This is a genomic window from uncultured Intestinibacter sp., from assembly GCF_902468165.1.
Classification (GTDB): domain Bacteria; phylum Bacillota; class Clostridia; order Peptostreptococcales; family Peptostreptococcaceae; genus Intestinibacter.
Window position 1 is genome coordinate 1 of sequence record NZ_CABQXJ010000060.1, and the last position, 19,434, is coordinate 19,434.

At 27.6% G+C, this 19,434-nt stretch carries 18 protein-coding genes; 11 read left to right on the forward strand and 7 right to left on the reverse strand.

Annotation, left to right across the window (positions count from 1 at the left end):
- The first annotated feature begins 197 nt into the window (after nucleotides 1-197).
- Nucleotides 198-1,493 (forward strand): adenylosuccinate synthase, encoded by a 1,296-nt coding sequence (locus RDX53_RS10490; RefSeq protein WP_195929906.1) that lies wholly within the window; start codon nucleotides 198-200, stop codon nucleotides 1,491-1,493.
- A gap of 78 nt (nucleotides 1,494-1,571) precedes the next feature.
- Here RDX53_RS10490 and RDX53_RS10495 read toward each other — a convergent pair whose 3' ends face one another.
- Nucleotides 1,572-2,564, reverse strand: a complete 993-nt coding sequence (locus RDX53_RS10495) for an ATP-binding protein (RefSeq protein ID WP_195929905.1) — start codon at nucleotides 2,562-2,564, stop codon at nucleotides 1,572-1,574.
- Nucleotides 2,565-2,576: 12 nt separating this feature from the next.
- Entirely contained in the window at nucleotides 2,577-3,698 is a 1,122-nt protein-coding gene (locus RDX53_RS10500) for a DnaD domain protein (protein WP_307994103.1), read from the reverse strand.
- A 206-nt stretch (nucleotides 3,699-3,904) separates the two neighbouring features.
- Between RDX53_RS10500 and RDX53_RS10505 the strand changes: the two genes are divergently transcribed.
- The 4 genes from RDX53_RS10505 to rlmH all read left to right on the forward strand — a co-directional run bounded on the left by RDX53_RS10505 (nucleotide 3,905) and on the right by rlmH (nucleotide 8,062).
- Complete coding sequence (locus tag RDX53_RS10505) at nucleotides 3,905-5,260, forward strand: M1 family metallopeptidase (protein WP_307994104.1); 1,356 nt, start codon at nucleotides 3,905-3,907, stop codon at nucleotides 5,258-5,260.
- Between the two features lie 124 nt (nucleotides 5,261-5,384).
- Nucleotides 5,385-6,176: an MBL fold metallo-hydrolase gene (locus RDX53_RS10510; RefSeq protein WP_307994105.1), complete on the forward strand. Its 792-nt coding sequence runs from the start codon at nucleotides 5,385-5,387 to the stop codon at nucleotides 6,174-6,176.
- A gap of 39 nt (nucleotides 6,177-6,215) precedes the next feature.
- Complete coding sequence (locus RDX53_RS10515; protein ID WP_307994106.1) at nucleotides 6,216-7,241, forward strand: low specificity L-threonine aldolase; 1,026 nt, start codon at nucleotides 6,216-6,218, stop codon at nucleotides 7,239-7,241.
- 341 nt (nucleotides 7,242-7,582) lie between these two features.
- Nucleotides 7,583-8,062 (forward strand): 23S rRNA (pseudouridine(1915)-N(3))-methyltransferase RlmH, encoded by a 480-nt coding sequence (gene rlmH, locus RDX53_RS10520; protein ID WP_195929900.1) that lies wholly within the window; start codon nucleotides 7,583-7,585, stop codon nucleotides 8,060-8,062.
- Nucleotides 8,063-8,134: 72 nt separating this feature from the next.
- Here rlmH and RDX53_RS10525 read toward each other — a convergent pair whose 3' ends face one another.
- The gene (locus RDX53_RS10525) at nucleotides 8,135-8,791 is read right to left on the reverse strand and encodes an HXXEE domain-containing protein (RefSeq protein WP_307994107.1); all 657 of its coding nucleotides are present in this window, start codon (nucleotides 8,789-8,791) and stop codon (nucleotides 8,135-8,137) included.
- A 132-nt stretch (nucleotides 8,792-8,923) separates the two neighbouring features.
- Nucleotides 8,924-9,508, reverse strand: coding sequence for a TetR/AcrR family transcriptional regulator C-terminal domain-containing protein (locus RDX53_RS10530; protein ID WP_307994108.1), 585 nt, complete (start codon nucleotides 9,506-9,508; stop codon nucleotides 8,924-8,926).
- A 263-nt stretch (nucleotides 9,509-9,771) separates the two neighbouring features.
- On the opposite strand from RDX53_RS10530, the gene RDX53_RS10535 reads away from it, so the two are divergent.
- The 4 genes from RDX53_RS10535 (at nucleotide 9,772) to RDX53_RS10550 (ending at nucleotide 13,639) form a co-directional block, all read left to right on the forward strand.
- A complete protein-coding gene (locus tag RDX53_RS10535; protein ID WP_295734005.1) occupies nucleotides 9,772-10,515 on the forward strand; it encodes a WecB/TagA/CpsF family glycosyltransferase in 744 nt (247 codons plus the stop codon).
- 16 nt (nucleotides 10,516-10,531) lie between these two features.
- Nucleotides 10,532-11,836: a glycosyltransferase family 2 protein gene (locus tag RDX53_RS10540; protein WP_307994109.1), complete on the forward strand. Its 1,305-nt coding sequence runs from the start codon at nucleotides 10,532-10,534 to the stop codon at nucleotides 11,834-11,836.
- 88 nt (nucleotides 11,837-11,924) lie between these two features.
- Entirely contained in the window at nucleotides 11,925-13,046 is a 1,122-nt protein-coding gene (gene wecB, locus RDX53_RS10545) for a non-hydrolyzing UDP-N-acetylglucosamine 2-epimerase (RefSeq protein WP_295735362.1), read from the forward strand.
- A 44-nt stretch (nucleotides 13,047-13,090) separates the two neighbouring features.
- The gene (locus tag RDX53_RS10550) at nucleotides 13,091-13,639 is read left to right on the forward strand and encodes a sugar transferase (RefSeq protein WP_307994113.1); all 549 of its coding nucleotides are present in this window, start codon (nucleotides 13,091-13,093) and stop codon (nucleotides 13,637-13,639) included.
- A gap of 111 nt (nucleotides 13,640-13,750) precedes the next feature.
- Here the strand turns inward: RDX53_RS10550 and RDX53_RS10555 are convergent, their stop codons facing one another.
- Complete coding sequence (locus RDX53_RS10555; RefSeq protein WP_195929899.1) at nucleotides 13,751-14,362, reverse strand: acetate uptake transporter; 612 nt, start codon at nucleotides 14,360-14,362, stop codon at nucleotides 13,751-13,753.
- Nucleotides 14,363-14,553: 191 nt separating this feature from the next.
- Nucleotides 14,554-16,293, reverse strand: a complete 1,740-nt coding sequence (locus RDX53_RS10560) for an ABC-F family ATP-binding cassette domain-containing protein (RefSeq protein ID WP_307994110.1) — start codon at nucleotides 16,291-16,293, stop codon at nucleotides 14,554-14,556.
- Nucleotides 16,294-16,542: 249 nt separating this feature from the next.
- On the opposite strand from RDX53_RS10560, the gene RDX53_RS10565 reads away from it, so the two are divergent.
- Complete coding sequence (locus RDX53_RS10565; RefSeq protein ID WP_307994111.1) at nucleotides 16,543-16,953, forward strand: hypothetical protein; 411 nt, start codon at nucleotides 16,543-16,545, stop codon at nucleotides 16,951-16,953.
- 113 nt (nucleotides 16,954-17,066) lie between these two features.
- Here RDX53_RS10565 and RDX53_RS10570 read toward each other — a convergent pair whose 3' ends face one another.
- Nucleotides 17,067-18,290 (reverse strand): AraC family transcriptional regulator, encoded by a 1,224-nt coding sequence (locus RDX53_RS10570; RefSeq protein WP_307994112.1) that lies wholly within the window; start codon nucleotides 18,288-18,290, stop codon nucleotides 17,067-17,069.
- Between the two features lie 260 nt (nucleotides 18,291-18,550).
- Here RDX53_RS10570 and RDX53_RS10575 point away from each other — a divergent pair.
- Nucleotides 18,551-19,434, forward strand: an 884-nt coding sequence (locus tag RDX53_RS10575) for a sugar-binding domain-containing protein (protein WP_331607201.1), incomplete at its 3' end; no start/stop codon positions are given.

Below are 19,434 nucleotides of genomic sequence, written 5' to 3' on the forward strand. Positions count from 1 at the left end.
ACTAAAAAATTATACACAATATCCACAGGCTTCTGTTGATAATTGTGTATAATTTTTGTTGATAAATTTTCTAATTATCAAAAAATACAAATTAAATTATTTATCTTTTAAATAAAGTTGCAATAAAATCGAATGTTTGATAAACTAATAGACGTAAGTGTTCGAAAATTAATAATAATTTATATAGAGGTGAACGTATGAAAACAGTAGCAATAGTAGGCTCTCAATGGGGAGACGAAGGAAAAGGTAAAGTAATAGATTTCTTAGCTACTCAAGCAGATGTAGTAATAAGAGCTCAAGGTGGAAATAACGCTGGGCATACTATAGTTGTAGATGGGAAAAAATTCGCATTAAGATTAATACCATCTGGGATATTAAATCCAAACACTATAAATGTTATAGGAAACGGTATAGTATTTGATCCAAAAGGATTCTTTGAAGAACTTGAAATGTTACAAGAAAACGGTATAGATACAAAGAATATAAAAGTAAGTGATAGAGCTCACATAATATTCCCATACCACAAAGAACTTGATGGTTTAGCAGAAGAAGCAAGAGGCGATAACAAAATAGGAACTACTAAAAGAGGTATAGGTCCTTGCTATATGGATAAAACTGAAAGATCTGGTATAAGAATATGCGACTTAATGGATAAAGAAGTATTTGCTAAAAAATTAAAAGGTCAAGTAGATGCAAAAAATAAAATAGTTAAAGGTGTATATGATAAAGAAGCAGATATGTTCAACTACGATGAAATATATGCTGAATTCATGGAATACGCAGAAAAATTAAGACCATTTGTTGCTGATACAACTGTAATAGTTTATGATGCAATAAAAGCTGGTAAAAAAGTTTTATTTGAAGGAGCACAAGGTACTTTACTAGACTTAGATTTAGGAACATACCCATTCGTTACTTCTTCTCACCCAACATCAGGTGGATTCGCAGTTGGTGCTGGTGTAGGTCCAAACATGATAAAAGACGTTGTTGGTATAGTTAAAGCTTATACTACAAGAGTTGGTGAAGGGCCATTCGTTACTGAACAATTAAACGAAATAGGTGACCAAATAAGAATAAAAGGTCATGAATTCGGTACAGTAACAGGTAGATCAAGAAGATGTGGATGGTTCGATGCTGTTGTTGTTAAATATGCAGCTAGAACAAACGGTTTAACTAGTATAGCATTCATGTTATTAGATGTATTAACTGGATTCGAAGAAATACAAGTATGTACAGCTTACAAATGTGGAGATGAAATATTAGAAAACTTCCCAGCTTCATTAGAACAATTAGCTAAATGTGAACCTGTTTATGAAACAATGCCAGGTTGGACAGAAGATATAACTAAAGTTGAAAAATACGAAGATCTTCCAGAAAATGCTAAAAAATATATAACAAGAATAGAAGAGTTAATAGGTGTTAACGTAGACTTAGTTTCAGTTGGACCAAACAGAGCTCAAACTATAATAAGAAAAAATGTATTCGATAAATAATATCTAAATTATTTAAGCATTAATATAAAATAAAAAGGATGTATCATTAGATTAGAATCTAAATGGTACATCCTTTTTTTAATCAAATTTACTTTCCCATCTTAAATCTTTTCCAACAAATTTAACTAATGTAAATTTATCAAAAATTCTAGATGAGATTCTTTCTGTATAAGTTTCAGCTAATTTTCCAAGGGAGAAATTAGTTGATATTATAGTTTTCTTTTTATTTAAAAGTCTAGTATTTAATATCATAAATAATTCACTGACTGTAAAAGTATTAGTAAGCTCAGTCCCAAGGTCGTCGATTATTAATAAATCACATTCAAATAAATTATTGTAGTTTTCTTTTGATATAGAATTATTTATATTATGGAATTTGTATTCTTCTATAATTTCAAACATTTTAAATGATGTTTGATATATAACCGTAAATCCTTTGTCTAATAATGCTTTTGCAATGCAATTTGACATAAAGGTTTTTCCTAAACCTGTATCTCCATAGAATAATAGATTTTCTTCATTATCTTTAGTGAAATTCTGCACAAACATTTCACATATTGCTGATATTTCAAGTATATTTTGTTTTGATGATATATTTAGTTCTGGTATTATATCATCTGAAAATAGAGAAAGATCTAATGTATTAAAGTTTTGTGTTTTGAAGTTTCTTGATATATTGGACATTTTATAATATTCATTTATAAGAGCTTGTTTAAAACAATTGCATTTTTCTCCGTTTTTTAAAAATCCAGTATCTTCGCATATAGGACATTCATATTGAATTTCTAAATCATGTTCAGGGATATTATGCATTTTTAAGAAGTTTTGTTTTTCTTCTTTTAACGAGTTTATATCTTCTCTACACTTAGCCAATAAATTTTCTTTATCAGGAGAAGTAGATAAAACTAATCTCATCATTTTTAGTCCAACATTAGTTATTTCATCGTCGATTTTTTCTATTTCTGGAAACTTGTTATATATTCTCTTTTTTCTTTCTTCAAATTCATATTCTGCCTTATCTCTTTTCTTTTGGTACGAAAAAAGAATTTCTCTTACTGCTGAGTCTTTCAATTAATTAATCACCTACTTTGCTTTTTTTGAATTTTGAACTTTGAGTAATTTTGCTTCTAACTCATCTTCAGAATATTTTCTGAAGTGCTCATTAAAACTATTGTGATATCTAGTAACTACCTTTGGAGCTCTATCTTTACTATAGTTAGTATTATTGTTGTAATTATAAGTTTTAGTTTCTTTTTTCTTTTGATTTTCTTCTTTTTCTTTTTGTTTACTAGCTTTAAATTCAGCTTCTTCTTTTTCAACATCTTCTATAGTCGTTATATCTTTAGAGTACCAATTTTCCATTATACCATTTATATAAGATATAGACGGATTTGGAGTATTTATACTCTTAGAACATGCATATGATATTAATTCTTGACTAAAATTGTATTTATCAATCCATATATCTATAATTTCTTTTTCTGAATCTGTTGGTTGTCTATTAGAGAAACCAAGTTGATTTAATACACTACGATAAATAGAATATCTATCTTTTCTAGCTGTAAAACTATTTTTAGCATCTTCAACAGAAATTATATTTGCATCATACCAATTTCTAAGTACGCTTTCAACATAAATTAAAGGTTTAGGATTGCCGTTTTTTTGCTCTTTACTATATTCGTATGCATATACTACTAAGTCAGGAGTTAAATTATATTCATTAATAAGCTCTAATATTTTCATATTTTCACTTGGAACTAAAGGTCTTCCTATTATCTTGTTTATAGAATTAAACATTTTGACAATGCTAGGGTTATTTCTAGCTTCTAACAGTTTATCAGTATCTGATTTGACTGGGGCAACAGTTTTATTATTATCAATATTATTCATATAAAAATCTCTTAAATTTACAAATTCAATTGAAAAATCAAAGTCATCTTCAACATCATTTTTATGTATTTTTACTAGTTTTTGTTGTTCCCAATACTTCCAAGCATTGATTACATCTGATAAGGGAACCCCTAAATTTTTAGCCAATGAAATATTATTAAAATTTGGATTGGCCTTAGGATCACATGCTTGTCGATAGCCTAAAAGATAAACTTGTACGTATAATCCATTAGCCATAGGCATAAATATATCTATGAAGATATTAGAGATTATAGTATCTCCAGAATCTTTTTTATTAACTTCTTTAAAAAACATTTCATCACCTCAGATAAATTATAACATAAGACATTATAGTTTTATCTTTGAACTAAAAAAAAAAAATATGCATGTAAAATGGGAGGGGAAATAAAATGGTTATAAACTTTAATAAGAAAAGGAGAAAGATAGCCTTAGTTATACTTATTATACTCTGTGCTATAGGGGTATTTTTTCTTATTAATCATAAGACAGAGAATGATACTATGCAAATAGTAGATGACAAACAAATAAATAATTACATAATTGATGTTGTATTTAATGATAAAGATAAGACAATTGAGTGTAATCAAAATATTACATATGTAAATAATACTGGCAAAACTTTAGACAAGTTGTATATGCATATCTATCCAAATGCTTTTTCGGATAGCGAAACATGCCCTTTTGAAAAGGAAGAAATGGAACAAGCATACCCAAATGGTTTTAATAGGGGATACATAGACATATTAAACATTTTAAATAGTAATAAAAAATTAAAATACAATATAACAGGAGATAAAAAAGATATTTTAGAAATCCAATTAGATAAAGAGTTAAAAAAGGGTGAGAAATGTTCTATCGATATGAAATATAATGTGAAATTACCTAATTGCTTAGGTCGTTTTGGATATGGTGATGATACGATAAATATAACTAACTGGTTTCCAATAGCATGTGTTTATGATGAAAAAGGATGGAATTTAGGAAGTTACTCAGCAATAGGAGACCCATTTTATAGTGATACAAGTAATTTTACAGTTAATATTTTAGTTCCAAACAAATATGAAATTGCTAGTACAGGTTCAATAATAGAAGAAAAGAAAGATAAAGATAAAAAACTTTGTAAGTTACAAGCTAAAAAAGTAAGAGATTTTGCAATGATATTAAGTGATAAATTTATAATAAATAAAAGTGTTTATGGAAAAACTTCTATTATTACATATAGTTTAGACAAAGATTTAGCAGTTGAGGCAAATAAAATTGCAAAAGAATCAATAAAAGTATTTAGCGAGTTGTTTACAGAATATCCATACGATATATATTCAGTAGTAGCGAGTGATTTCTTTATAGGAGGAATGGAATATCCGACTTTAGTAATGATAGACAAAAATTTATATGATGAAGATAGTAAGTTCTTGCTAGAGTATGTGATTGCGCATGAAACAGCACATCAATGGTGGTATAGCATAGTTGGAAATGATGAAGTAAGTGAACCATGGCTTGATGAAGCGCTTACGGAATATTCTACTATTTTATATTTTGAAAGCAGATATGGTAAAGACGTAAGTGATAAATTGATGAAGACTATGGAAGTTCAAAGTGAAAATTATCGAGGAGAAGATATGTTTAAAGCAATTAATGAATTTGGTAGCTCATCAGAATATAGTTTAAATGTATATACAAAAGGTGCAGTAGTTTTTAATGAAATAAGAAAAGAAGTTGGAGATAAGATTTTCTTTGAAACATTACAAGAATACTGTCAGAGTTATATGTTCCAAAATGTTAATGGAGAACAATTTATGAAATTATGGAAGGATAAAGGGGTGGATATAAATAAGATAGTTGATAAATGTAGTTAAGATATATATAATGTTTAAGATATAAATAATGAGGTAATTTTTAAATAGGGTGTGGAAAAACGTCTCACACTCTATTTTTTTGGTATAATATTATGTAGAAGTTAAGATAGAGAGGAGCGGTAAGGTGTTAAAATATTGTTCAATTGGAAGTGGAAGTAGTGGGAATTGCCATGTTGTAACTTATAAAGATACGGGAATTTTAGTAGATGCAGGACTAGCAGGAAAAACAATAACATCAGGAATACAACAAGTTGATTTTGATATAGAAAAAATACGTGGAATATTTATAACTCATGAACATTCTGACCATATAAAAGGTGCAGGAATTATGTCTAGAAAATTAGATATACCTATATATGCAAATTTAAAAACATGGTGTTCAATGAAAGATAAAATCGGAAATATAAAAGAAGAAAATATGGTGGTTTTTGATAATGATAAAACTTATGTTTTAGGAGATTTAAAGATAAGACCTTTTTCAATACCACATGACTCAGAAGATGCAGTGGGATATAATATCTATTCAGAAAAAGAAAAAATGTCTATAGCAACTGATATAGGATATATAACTGAAAATATAAGAAAAAATGTAAAAGGTTCAAAATTAGTAGTGTTAGAATCAAATTATGATCCTAATATGCTTATGATGGGAAGTTATTCATACGCACTTAAAAAGAGGGTAATGTCTGAAGGCGGTCATTTATCAAATGAAGAAGCTGCAAGTTTTTGTACAGAGCTAGTAGAGGGAGGAACGGAATCAATACTATTAGCGCATTTAAGCAAAGAAAATAATTTTCCTGAGTTAGCATATGCAACATCAAAAAATGTTTTAACTAAAAATAACATGATAATAGGAAAAGATTTAATATTAGATGTATTATCAAGAGATAAAGTTTCAAAGGTTTATGAACTATAGAAATATGAATGGACAAATTTAATTAAGGGGGAAATATATATGTTATATTTTGAAAATGATTATTCAGAAGGGGCACATTATAAAGTTTTAGAAGCATTAATAAAAACTAATTATGAGAAACTTTCTGGATATGGAAGTGATGAATATTGTGAAAAAGCAAAAGAAAAAATTAAAAAAGCTTGTGTATGCGAAAATGCAGAAGTTTATTTTTTAGTTGGTGGAACACAAACAAATCAAATAATTATAGATACAACATTAAAATCATATGAAGGAGTTGTATCGGCGCAAACTGGACATGTCAGCGTGCATGAAGCAGGAGCTATAGAATATACAGGACATAAAGTTTTAACAGTTCCACAACATAATGGAAAAATAGATGCAACTGAGCTAAAAGATTTTTTAGAAACATTTTTTAATGATGGAAACCATGAACATATGGTATTTCCGGGAATGGTTTATATATCACATCCAACAGAATATGGAACATTATATACAAAAGATGAATTAGAAAAAATATCTACGATTTGTAGAGAATTTGAATTACCATTATTTTTAGATGGTGCTAGATTAGGCTATGGAGTAATGGCAAAGGAAACTGATGTAGATATCAAAACCATAGCAAAATACTGTGATATTTTTTATATAGGTGGAACAAAAATTGGAGCATTATGTGGAGAAGCAGTAGTATTTACTAAAAATAATATGCCGAAACACTTTACAACAATGGTAAAACAACATGGTGCTTTACTTGCAAAAGGAAGATTATTAGGTGTTCAATTTGATGCATTATTTACAGATAATCTTTATTTTGATATAGCAAAAAATGCAATAGATATGGCAGAACTATTAAAAAAAGGACTAGCTGATAAAGGATATAAGTTTTACTTAGATTCACCTACAAACCAGCAATTTATCATATTAGAAAATAGTAAAATGAATGAACTATCAAAATACGTTAGATTTAGTTTTTGGGAAAAATACAATGATTCACATACAGTAGTCAGATTTGCAACAAGCTGGGCTACAAAAAGAGAAGATGTTGAATCATTAATTGCATTATTATAAATAAAATATTAAAAAAATCGTCCGCCACTATATTTGGCGGATTTTTTAATATTTTATTTATACATTAGAGGTTTAAAATTATAAAAATAGTTAGTAAAATAAATATTTATCCACTGTTTTCTAATTATCAACTGTGGATATGTGGATAAGTATGTGAATTTTTGTTTATTTCTAACTATTGCAATAAATCTTGTATTTTAAAATATATACAAAAGCAAATTGGTATAATATAATCAAATAGGATTATTTAAATGTAGAATAAAGCATTTTAACATTTAATAAAAAAGGAACGATAATATATAAAGGAGGAAATGCTACTTATATAAAGTAGTATAGATTATATGAGAATAAATATAGTATGCGTCGGAAAAATTAAAGAAAAATATTTGAAATTAGGTATAGATGAATTCAAAAAAAGATTATCTAAATATTGCAAATTAGAAATAATAGAGCTAGAGGATGAAAAAGCTCCAGAAAATCTAAGTGATAAAGAAATGTTAATTATAAAAGAAAAAGAAGGGAAGAAAATTCTATCTAAGATAAAAGATAATAGCTATGTTATAGCTCTTGCAATAGATGGAAAAAATTTATCATCAGAAGAACTTGCACAGACTATAAATAAATTAGGTGTAAGGGGTGTAAGTAACATAACTTTCGTAATTGGTGGTTCGTTAGGTCTTTCAGATGAAGTTTTATCAAGAGCAGATTATAAGTTATCTTTCTCAAAAATGACATTCCCACATCAATTAATGAGATTAATTTTATTAGAGCAAGTCTATAGAGCTTATAGAATAAATAATGGAGAACCGTATCATAAGTAACAGATAGTGTTAAAAAGTAGGTAAAAAGCTAAGTGTTTGAACTTAGCTTTTGGTTTATTTATAAATTAATATTTATTTTTGTCCTTTAATTTTAGACATTCTATTAATTACCCAAGGCCTAGACATTTCTTCTTTAGTAAATGGATAAGGTGAATTTTTATCAGCAAGTATTTTATAGCCAAGTAGACCAACTATTACTACTCCTACAAACAGAAATACTCCAATTGCTAATATCCAATCAAGTCCAGAGATTAGATTATGAGTTACACCATAATATATAAAGTAAATGCCAATAGGAATATGACCTAAAAATACTGCTAAATTACCTGGTGCATATATAGATTTTAACATCATACTTAGTTTACCATGAGCAGTTATTTGTAATAAACCGATTATTACTCCACCTAATCCAAACCAAATTTGGTTTGGGAAGAATACAGGTAACAGATAGAAGATATAAGTTGTAGCAACATTTCCAATCATTACAGCATTAGCATTTTGAGGATAACGGTCAGGATGTTCACTATGGCATTGTTCTACGTTCATTAAATATGGAACTCCACCGGTATATCCAAATTCCTCAAATTGATGTACTGTCATTGCAATAAAGTTTAATAGAAGTAAACGTTGGACTATGTTGATATCACTCCAATAAAATGGTAATGTTATAGCGGTTATAATTCCAATAAATAAACCTATTTTATACCAGTTATGTCTAAAAAAATTCATTTTAATACCTCCATATTTTATTTAACCGACACGTGTTGATTATCTAACAACTTAAGTATAATAAAGTTATATTTTAAAGGCAACCAACAAAAACTTTAAAAATGTTGGTTAGGAGGTAGTAATGAAAAAATATTAAATTAATATGTTACGAGGTATATCTTTAATAATTTTTATTACAATTTGTTCAAATTCTTTTTCACTTTCTTTAAAGTCAGATTTTACCCATTCTACAATAACACTAGTTATCATTCCAGTAACTGCTGCAATTGCATAATTTTGAGGAATAGATAATTTATCTGTAATTTTCTTATCTAACCAAATTTGCTTTAACACTTCATTTAATTTATTTGAAAAAGCAGGATCTCCTTTGTCACTCATCAATAATGTCATTAATTTTCCGTTCTCTTTTAAGTAAGATATAACAAATTCTACATGTGTCAAAAAGTATTCTGTTGAAAAACTTTTTTCTATAATTACTTCTTCAGGGACAGGGATCTCAATATCTTTTAAACCATTTAAAAATTGATCCTCTATTTTTTCTAGTAAATCATATTTATCCATGTAGTGTGCATAAAATGTACTTCTATTTATTTTTGCTCTATCTATAATTTTTTTTACATTTAATTTTGAGAATCCTTCTTCTTCCATAATTTCAATAAATGCTTTTCTTATTGCTATATTAGTTTTAGTAACTCTAATATCAGTAATTTTATTCATAGTATCACCATTTCTTAGTATTATTTTTTAAGAATAATATATTACTCTTGAAGAAGAAAAACAACAAGAGTTTTGAAATAAATATATGATGCATATCATAATTAAAATATATAAATAAATTATTATTAAAAATTTAGTACATTCTGGGAAAAATAAATATTAAATATTTTTATTTTTTTGCAAGAAATTACAAATTTCTACATAATATGTATGATATAGTGTTAATGGCGAAAAATTGTATATATTTATAGAAAGGGGAAAAAATGAGCTTTTTATGCGGATATAGAATATTCAATGGAACAATGGATGAAGCTATAAATAAGATAATAGCTACAAGGGAGAAGGTCCATGTAATTTCAGGTAATCCAGAGGTATTATATAATGGTTTTTATAATGAACTTATATATGATAATTTTACATCTCAAAATTCAGTTATAATTCCAGATGGAATAGGAGTAATTAAACCTTTAAGATTAAAGGGACATAATATACAAAAAATCGCCGGAATAGATTTATTTATGGAATTACTGAATAAATTGGATAAGGATGACAGTGTATATTTTTTAGGTGCAAGTGATGATGTTTTAAATATTTTTATAAAAAATATACGAGAGAGATATAAAAATATTAACATTGCGGGGTATCATCATGGATACATCGATATAGACAACTGTAATCATATTATTAATGATATAAAATCAAAACAGCCTACAATTATATTCGTTGCAATGGGGGCACCAAAACAGGAAATATTTATAACAAAATATATGAATGAACTACCATGCAAAATTTTTATGGGTGTAGGAGGGAGTTTTGATGTAATATCAGAAACTACAAAAAGAGCACCATCTTGGATAATAAATATTAACTTAGAATGGTTATATAGAATATTAAAGGAGCCAATAAGAATAAAAAGATTCACAAAAAGTATTAAATTTGTTCTTATGTGTATGAAGGATATCTATATCTCAGAAGTAAAAGGTTTATATTTAAGTAAAAATATTTAAAGGAGTAAAGTTATAAATGTTAGAGGTTTTATTTGTATTAGTAGGGATAATGTCTGTATACTGCTTTGTTATAGAGACATATTCAGTATTCCTTTCAATATTCGGATATAAAAAATTAGAAAAATATTATACAGAATTTGATCCAGAAGCTAAGTTTTTAATTTTAGTAGCAGCACATAATGAAGAGGATGTTATAGAAAGTACCTTAGAAAATCTGGAAAAAATAGATTATCCGAAAGAATTATTTGATTTATATGTTGTTAATGATAACTCGACAGATAGAACAGGAGAGCTATGTGATAAACGAGGAACTATGCATATAGATACAATAGAAAAGAAATTCCAAAGAGAAGGTGTGGGGAAATCAGCAGGACTTCAATATGCATTAAGAGCATTGGGATTCGAAAAGTTAAAAGAAAAATATGATATGTTATTAATTTTAGATGCAGATAACCATGTAGATAGTAATATCTTGAGAGAGATAAACTCTCAATGGTTATATGAAGGAAAGCCAGAAGCAATACAGACTTATTTAGATAGTAAAAATGCACAATCAATAATATCTGTAGGATATGCTATATCTTATAATATAATGAATAGATTTTTCCAATTATCTAAAAAAAGATTAGGCTTAAATAATGCTATAGGTGGAACTGGGTTTGCAGTTAGAATGGATTGGTTAATAAATACAGGTGGATTTTGTTATAAATCACTAGTTGAGGATTTAGAGATGTCTATAGAGATATTTAAATCTGGAGGAAGAGTTTCATGGAATCACTTCACAAGAATTTATGATGAAAAACCAGATACACTAAAAGTAAGTATAAAACAAAGAATTCGTTGGTGTCAGGGTCACTGGTATGTAGCCTTTAATAATTTTGGGAGTTTATTAAAGGGATTTGTAAAATCTAAGTTTAATTTTAGATATATTGATCAATTGATATATTTATTTGGAATGGGGAAAGCAGTACAAATAGGTATATTATTAATTGCAATAGTACTTAGTTTAGTGTTGAATATAGGAATTGTGTTAGGATATCCATGGGCAACATTAAGTGGATTGGGTATGTTTATTCTAAAATGGATAATGCCAACAAATATATTGAGATTCATATTATCTTTCTATTCTTATATAGGATTACCGATATATGCAAATTATATAGATGGATCAATAAAAATTAATCCAATAAAGATGATTTGTGGAGTATTTGTAGTAGGAATAACATATATCTATACACAAATTGTTGGACTTATGAAGTGGAGAAACCAAAGTACGTGGGTAAAAACCCCTCATAAACATAAAAAGAAAAATATTGCATAAAGAAAATATAATACAAAATATAAAAAGGGAGATGTCTACAATTTAATTGAGAATAAATTGTGAAAAGACAAAAAAGGGAAATAAGTTTATGATAAGAGTAATGACCATATTTGGGACAAGACCAGAGGCTATTAAAATGGCTCCATTGGTTAAGGAATTAGATAGTAGGGAAAATATAGAAAGTATAGTTTGTGTAACAGCACAACATCGTCAAATGTTAGATCAGGTATTAGATACATTTGATATAAAACCACAATATGACCTAAATATTATGAAACAAGGTCAAACATTAACAGAAATAACAACAAGAGCTATGCAAAAGTTAGATGAAGTAATAAAAGAAGTTAAACCAGATATAGTTTTAGTTCATGGGGATACAACAACGACTTTATCAGGAAGTTTAACTGCTTTTTACAATCAAGTTTCTGTGGGACATGTGGAAGCTGGACTAAGAACATATGACAAATATTCACCATTTCCAGAGGAAGTGAATAGACAGGCGACTGGAATTATAGCTGATATGCATTTTTCACCAACTGAAGTATCTAAGAATAATTTATTAAAAGAAAATAAAACTGCAAAAGATATATATGTAACAGGTAATACAGCTATAGATGCATTAAAAACTACAGTAAGAGAAGATTATACACATCCTGTATTAGAAAAAATAGGACAAGATAAAATGATTCTTTTAACAGCTCATAGAAGAGAAAACTTAGGAGAACCTATGAGAAATATGTTTAAAGCTATCAAAAGAATCATAGAAGAGTTTGATGGAATTCAAGTAGTTTATCCAGTACACTTAAATCCAATAGTAAGAGGAATCGCTAATGAAGTATTAGGAGAAAATGAAAAAGTACACTTAATAGAACCGTTAGAAGTTTTAGATTTCCACAATTTCTTAAATAAATCACATATAATAATGACTGATAGTGGAGGAATACAAGAAGAGGCTCCATCTTTAGGAAAACCGGTTTTAGTACTTAGAGATACAACAGAAAGACCAGAAGGAGTTCAAGCAGGAACTCTTAAATTAGCAGGAACAGAAGAAGAAACTATATATCAATTAACCAAACAACTTTTAGAAGATGAGGTTGAATATAGCAGGATGTCTAAATCTAGCAATCCATATGGAGATGGACATGCAAGTAAGTACATTGTAGATGCTATAATAGATAAGTTCGAAAACAAAGCAAACATGTTTAATTAAAAAGATATATAAAGAAGTTTTTAGGGGGGATTATAATAGTTAATATATTTGAAAGATGCCTAGCTTTAATAATGTTAATAATATTATCACCATTATTATTATTAATAGCTATAATAGTAAGACTAGATTCTAAAGATGAAATATTATTTAAGCAAAAAAGAATAGGAAAAAACAGCAAAATATTTTATATATATAAGTTTAGAACTATGTCTGATAATTCCCATAGAAGCGTACCTAGTAATGAATTAATAAGCGAGAATATAACTAAAATAGGAAAATACCTAAGAAAAACTAGTTTAGATGAGTTGCCACAACTTATTAATATCATAAAAGGAGAAATGTCTTTTATAGGATATAGACCTGTAATACCTGAAGAGACAAATCTAATATCATTAAGGAAAAAATATAAAATAGATGAAAATTTACCAGGGCTTACAGGGTGGGCTCAAATAAATGGTAGAGATAGTATTGATACATATGAAAAAATAGAATTTGAAAGGTATTATTATCAAAATAAAAACACACTATTTAATATAAAAATAATTTTAATGACTATTTGCAAAGTAATAACTAGGGAATGTGTATATGACTAAAAACTTAAGAGATGTCACAGCGAATGTGGCATCTCTTTTTATATGCATATAAAAAGGACTATTGCAAACAAATTTGATTTGTTTCAACAATAGCCCTATATATAAAAATTATTATTTTTTAAATATTCCAAATGGTTTACCAACTGGTAAGAATACTCTTCCGAAGTGAGTATTTAATACTGCAGCACCACATCCATAGAATGAAACTATAGCTATAGCTAATTCAGAGTAAGCAGCTAACATATGAGTTGCATGCTCCATTATTCCGAATGAAGTTAATGTTAATCCTATGAATAAGAAGTCTATAAGAACAAATATAGTGAATAATACTTTATGAGTTTCCATAGCTCCTATAGTCATGAATATAGTGAATATTAGGTATCCTAAGTAAGCGAATCCTAATTGTTTTGTATCACAAGCAGCAGCTAATTTTTCTCCGAACACACCGTTTTGCATTAACCAAGTGAATCCTACTGCATACCAGAAGAATGCATAAGCACCGAATGCAGTTGCACCGAATGTATTGTTGTGTTTGAAATCATTTATTGATGCCATTAATTGAGCACTTGCTCCTAAGAATATAGCCCATGGGAAAACTAGAGATACACCATTAGTTAATCCAAGTTTTTGAGATGAAGCTACTAATGTTATTATTGCTAATCCGAAAAGTCCTAATGCTGAAGGATCAGCAGTTACAACTTTAACTTTTGTTTCGTTATTCATCGTGAAACCTCCTATAAAAATATATTAATTAATGTACTTTGTATACACATACCTATATATAATACCAAAAAAATTGATTTAGGTATACAAAAAATATAAAATAGTTAATAATTGGAGCATATATTTTTTTAATAAATATATAAAAATACCCCTTATGATTTTTAAATTAATAAATCATAAGGGGATAGTATTTAAAGTGATTTAATTATTTCTTCTAATTTCTCAGATAGAGTTCTTGCACGCTCAAAATCAGTATCTTTTAATGCATAAGCAATTTGCATCTCAAGAGATTTTTTCTTTTCTTCAATTTGTAGATAGTCTTTGTCAAAGTGATTAGCATAAATCATTTTTCTAAATTTACGCATACTTACTTTTCTTACTGTTTTATCTTCAATAAGAAGAACATAATCTGCACAGTTAACTATGAAGTGGTAATCATGAGAAACCATTAATATAGCACCTTTATAATTTTGTATAGCTTTTTCTAAAGCCATTTGCGAATAAATATCTAAGTGGCTTGTAGGTTCATCCATTAGTAACATATTTGCTTTACTAGCAGAAACTTTAGCTAGTTGAAGGATATTTTTTTCTCCACCAGATAAAGAATCTATTTTTTGTGTAAGAATATCTGAATCAAATCCATATCTTCCAAGATATCTTCTTATTTCACCATAAGTTTCAAAACCAACATCATAGAATTCTTGAAGTATTGTGTTAGATTCGTTTACTACTTCACTTTGCATTTGAGATAAATATGCTAATTTAATATTTTCATCTATTTTAATAGATTCATTATTATTTTTGAATATTTGTCTTAATAAAGTAGTTTTTCCAACGCCGTTTGTACCAACTATAGCTACTTTATCAGTAGATTTTATTTCAAAGTTAACATTTTCTAAAAGTGTTTCATCAAATGAAATACCAAAATCAGATGTTTTTAAGGCTATAGTTTCTTCAATTTCATTATTAGTTTCTAAGTTAATGTAAGGTTGTTTTATATCTACAAATGGATGTTTGATTCTATTTGCTTCTAATCTTTCTTGAATTTTAACTCTAGCTTTTAATGCTCTACCTCTAGAAGCATCTGCATTATAAGTTGCTTTTTCTCTTAATACTTCGATTAATGCTTCATTTCTAGCTATTTCTTCTTCATCAGCCATTGCCATCTCTTGTAATTCAATTTTAGTTTGAAGAAGAGAGAAGTTATAGTCAATATATCTTCCATCAAATTCTTGAAGTTCAGTATTTTCAAGATGAATAATTTTATTGAAGCAATGGTTTAATAAATATCTATTATGTGTAATTACTAAGATAGTTTTTTTATGAGAATTAATTAAGTTTTTTAATGCATTAAGATTTTCAAAGTCTAAGAATACATCAGGTTCATCCATAATCATTAAATCTGGGTTATTAAGTATTTCTTTTATTACTTGGATAAGTTTAAATTCCCCACCACTAAGTTCAGAAATCATTCTATCTCTGTGATTACCGAAGTCAGCTATATTTAATTTCTTGTTGATATTATTTTCATAATTATCACCATCGATTGCATCAAATGCATCTAAAGCTTCTTGATATTTTTCTAATACAGTTTCTATATCGTCAGTAGTTCCCATCTCAGCACAAAGAGTAGCTATTTCATTTTCAAGTTTTATAAATTCTTCTGCAATATACTCAAAAACAGTTATATCATTTGCTTTGTCTCTTTGAGTGAATTGGCTTACATATCCGATTTTTAAGTTTGGCTCCATTTCTAACTTACCATCAAATAAGTATTTTTCTGGATCCATGATTATATCTATAAGTGTACTTTTTCCACTACCACTTGCACCTATAAAAGCACAATGTTGACCTTCTTCTAATGTAAATGAAACATTATTATATAAGTCCCTTTGTGGGAATGAGTACGATAATTTTTCAAATTTTATCATATAATTACCTCTCTTTATTATTTAAAAAAATCGCCATATTTTAACGGTCTTTTGGCGAATTTACTTTTGATAGAATAACATTTTTTATAACTAATTTCAATTATTTAAAATTGGATTTTTAGTAGAGTGAGTAGTTTATATTTATTGACATATATAATGATATTGTAAATTAATATTGTAAATATTAGAATTAATGATAAGATACAAAATATATAGAGCGTACAAAGACAAATTAAGGAGGAAATTAAGTTGAAATATAATGTTGATGTAGAAGCGACCAATTCGTATTTAGATACATATAATGAACATTGTCAGTGTATGTATTGCAAAAATTATTTAAAAACTTTTGAAAAAGAATATCCAAAAGCAACAAAGGTATTAGCTGAGCTAGGTATTAATGTAGATTATCCATTAGAAATAATAGATTTTTGTTGGAATGAAAAAGGAGATAAGCGTATTTACGAAAGTTACTATTCAGTTAAAGGCGAATTATTTGAAGATAAGACTGTATTATATGATGAAGATGCAGTTATAATATTATATAGACATGATACTGATGCACATATTTATGTTAATACAGGTATGTCAAAACCATACTTTATTGCACAAGTAACAAATATTGAATTACCATGGGTATTAGAAGAACAACCATTTGATTAAAAAATTATTGATATGTTTTAAGATAATAAATAAGGGCTTAAAAAGCCCTTTTCTATTGTAATTATTAATTTTAATTATTGTATAAATTTGATTCTATACAATAGTAACATTTTTTATTTTGAACTTAAACTATCTCGATACTGTTTTGGAGACATACCTGTTTCCTTTTTAAATAATGTATAAAAATAAGATGTATTATTAAGTCCAATCAAATCTCCTATTTCGGCTATGGACAAGTCCGTAGTTTTTAATAATTCAAGAGAAGTATCAATTCGTTTTTTATTAATAAATGTAATAATATTAAACCCAGTTTCTTTTTTAAATAATCTTGTAAGGTGATCAGGAGATAAACCTATTTCATTGGCAACTTTCTTAACAGAGAGGTTTGATGATAGGTTTAAATTTATAAAAGTAAAAGTAGCTTTTACAGTAGGAGAAAACTGAGATAGTGAATGTTTTTTTGTCAATAAACAATAAGAACGAACCATTTCTTGAGGGAAATTATTTAATGTTTCAAAAGATGGTGCATGTTCTATTTTTTTTGCCCATTTTCTTGATAACTCATCTAAATATATAGGGGGAACACCGCCCATATGTGAGGCTTTACGGAATAAAGTATTACCACTTAATAATAAATTTTTTGTATCTCTTATTGAATCAGATGCATTATTAATATCACTTAGGCTTGAACTATATTTTTCAAGATGAGCTTGTGCACGATTTAAATCTCCTTTTGTAATATAAGATAAAAGTTTTCCTTCTGATATGTATCTTTCCTCAAGTATTTTATACATAGAAGTTCGATTCATCTCTTCTGTAAAAATATCATAGCTTGAATCTTGTTTAGACAAAATACTTAAGTCTAAATTATTTATTTTGGGTGGAATAGAACTCTTAGTAATATATTCATTAATAGTATATAAAATTTCAAATATCTCAGCAGAATCTATAGAAGGAACTGACTGATAATATAGTTTTAGTTTTGCAGCATAATCTAAGCTGAGTTGTAAATTGCTTATAATTTCATAAACTAAATTACCTGTAATAGGATTTTCTAAAAATGGACCAATCATAAGATGTTCATCACGATTTTCTGAGATGCATAGTGTGTAATACTGAGTATTAAATGGTGTAGTTATATTTGTAATTACCGAACTTCCGCATTGATTAAGGTAAATTTTTAAACATTTTGTAAGATGATAATTTATCATTGATGAAAAATCAGAATATCCTTCTGTACGAAGTGATTCTAATGTTGATTTTTTGAATTTACGTACTTTCACAGGAATACATTTTGATAATAATTTTATTGTAAAATCTAAAATATCTGTTTGCATAAAACAATCTCCTTTATAGTTATATAATATATAATAAAAAATTTTTAAAAAAACGTATATGTGAATATTATAATCGGATTTAAGTATTATGAAAACCTTTTTTTGTGATACAATTAACATATCGTTATAAAAAATAACAAATTCAAAACATTTGTTAAATATATTGCAGTCAGTACTTGCAATATAAAAATATGTATTATAACTTCAATGAAATTAGAATATGTATTTTGTTTTGAGATAAAAATAAGGGGGAAATATATATGAGACAAATATATAATTTTAATACTAAATGGGGATTTTCTAAAGAAGCTGTAGAAGCACCAACTACAATGCCTGAAAGATGGAATTGGGTTAACCTACCTCATACTTGGAACAATATAGATGGACAAGATGGTGGAAATGACCTTTATAGAGGAACTGCTTTCTATGCAAAAGAACTTGAAAAAATGGATTTACCAAAGGCTGATAGATATTTCTTAGAAATACAAGGGGCAAATTCTTCAGCAATATTATATGTAAATGGTAAAAAATTAGCTAACCATGATGGAGGTTATTCAACTTGGAGAGTTGATATAACAGATGTATTAGAAGATAAAAACTTATTTGTGTTCGAATTAGATAACTCTGCAAATGATAGAGTATATCCACAAAATGCAGACTTTACATTCTACGGTGGACTTTATCGTAATGTAAATATAATAGCAGTAAATGAATCACACTTTGATTTAGAATACTATGGAGCACCTGGAATAAAAGTAACTCCAGAAGTAGTAGGCGAAAATGCTAAAGTTGAAGTTGAAGTACTCGTTAAAAATGTAAAAGAAAATCAAAAATTAATATATATATTAAAAGATGTAGAAGGAAATATTGTTGCACAGCAAGAAACACCTGCTTCACAAACTGTAGCATCTTTAGAAATAGAAAACGTACATTTATGGCATGGTAGAAAAGATCCATATCTTTATACTGCAGAAGTTTATTTAAAATCAGAAGATGAAGTTTTAGACAATGTAAGCACAAGATTTGGGTGCCGTACTTTTGAAATACATCCAGAAAACGGATTTATATTAAATGGAGAAGAATATCCACTAAGAGGTGTATCTCGTCACCAAGATAGATGGGGAGTAGGTAATGCATTACTTAA

Bases quoted from the DNA above. Each gene is read 5' to 3' on its own strand.
- RDX53_RS10490 (WP_195929906.1), top strand. From the start codon at position 198: ATGAAAACAGTAGCAATAGTAGGCTCTCAATGGGGAGACGAAGGAAAA.
- RDX53_RS10500 (WP_307994103.1), bottom strand. From the start codon at position 3,698: ATGTTTTTTAAAGAAGTTAATAAAAAAGATTCTGGAGATACTATAATC.
- RDX53_RS10505 (WP_307994104.1), top strand. From the start codon at position 3,905: ATGCAAATAGTAGATGACAAACAAATAAATAATTACATAATTGATGTT.
- RDX53_RS10515 (WP_307994106.1), top strand. From the start codon at position 6,216: ATGTTATATTTTGAAAATGATTATTCAGAAGGGGCACATTATAAAGTT.
- rlmH (WP_195929900.1), top strand. From the start codon at position 7,583: ATGAGAATAAATATAGTATGCGTCGGAAAAATTAAAGAAAAATATTTG.
- RDX53_RS10525 (WP_307994107.1), bottom strand. From the start codon at position 8,791: ATGAATTTTTTTAGACATAACTGGTATAAAATAGGTTTATTTATTGGA.
- RDX53_RS10530 (WP_307994108.1), bottom strand. From the start codon at position 9,508: ATGAATAAAATTACTGATATTAGAGTTACTAAAACTAATATAGCAATA.
- RDX53_RS10535 (WP_295734005.1), top strand. From the start codon at position 9,772: ATGAGCTTTTTATGCGGATATAGAATATTCAATGGAACAATGGATGAA.
- RDX53_RS10540 (WP_307994109.1), top strand. From the start codon at position 10,532: ATGTTAGAGGTTTTATTTGTATTAGTAGGGATAATGTCTGTATACTGC.
- wecB (WP_295735362.1), top strand. From the start codon at position 11,925: ATGATAAGAGTAATGACCATATTTGGGACAAGACCAGAGGCTATTAAA.
- RDX53_RS10555 (WP_195929899.1), bottom strand. From the start codon at position 14,362: ATGAATAACGAAACAAAAGTTAAAGTTGTAACTGCTGATCCTTCAGCA.
- RDX53_RS10560 (WP_307994110.1), bottom strand. From the start codon at position 16,293: ATGATAAAATTTGAAAAATTATCGTACTCATTCCCACAAAGGGACTTA.
- RDX53_RS10570 (WP_307994112.1), bottom strand. From the start codon at position 18,290: ATGCAAACAGATATTTTAGATTTTACAATAAAATTATTATCAAAATGT.